The sequence below is a fragment of the Hymenobacter agri genome (assembly GCF_054778495.1).
In genome coordinates this window covers 1-629 of the sequence record NZ_BAAGZM010001224.1, presented here as the reverse complement: position 1 = coordinate 629, position 629 = coordinate 1, and the positions used below count along the sequence as shown (strand labels likewise).

Annotated in this window: 2 pseudogenes; one reads left to right on the top strand and one right to left on the bottom strand. The window is 66.1% G+C overall.

Annotation, left to right across the window (positions count from 1 at the left end):
- Window positions 1-268, bottom strand: a pseudogene (locus ACYVDE_RS25455) (outer membrane integrity protein); the annotation flags it as partial.
- 159 nt (window positions 269-427) lie between these two features.
- Here ACYVDE_RS25455 and ACYVDE_RS25450 point away from each other — a divergent pair.
- Window positions 428-629: pseudogene (locus ACYVDE_RS25450) on the top strand (gamma-glutamyltransferase); the annotation flags it as partial.

Sequence of the window (629 nt, the reverse complement as noted above, 5' to 3'; positions counted from 1 at the left end):
GGGGCTTGGCCGCGGCAACAGCCTTAGGAGCAGCCGCAGCTTTGGCGGCAGAAGTAGCTTTCGCGGCTGCAGCAGCTTTGGCAGCCGCCGGCTTCGCGGCTTTGGTGGCGGGCGCAGCGGCTGCCTTGGCCGCGGGCGACGACGCCGGTTTCTCGACAGTCGGTTGCCCGGCTTTGGGTTTCGCGGCCCGTTTGGCGGGCGTGGCCGAGGTGGCGGCAGTAGTGGCAGATGCCGGGGCAGCGGGAGCAGCGGAAGTTTTCTTAGCCATGGGGAAGTCGGTTTGGGCCAAATGTAAGGGGCCGGCGCGGGCGCTACCGCCTACGGGCCGTCGTGCCATCGGTTGCGCAGCCAACAATCCGTATTTTATCGGTCCGAACCCTGATTCAGGGCCCGCTGTGGCGTACTTTGGCACCTTATTCCTACCCCGATGAAGCACCGTCTCCTCGCTATTCCGCTGGCCCTGTTGCTGGCCTGCTCGGCCGAGCGCCCCGTCACGTCTACCTCACGCGCCTTCGAGGGCTCGCTGGCGTCGCCCCTGCCGCCGGCAGCATCGCCCCGGCTGGCCCGCTATGCCATGGTGGTTTCGGCTCATCCTGAAGCGTCTAAAATTGGTACGCAGATTTTGCAGC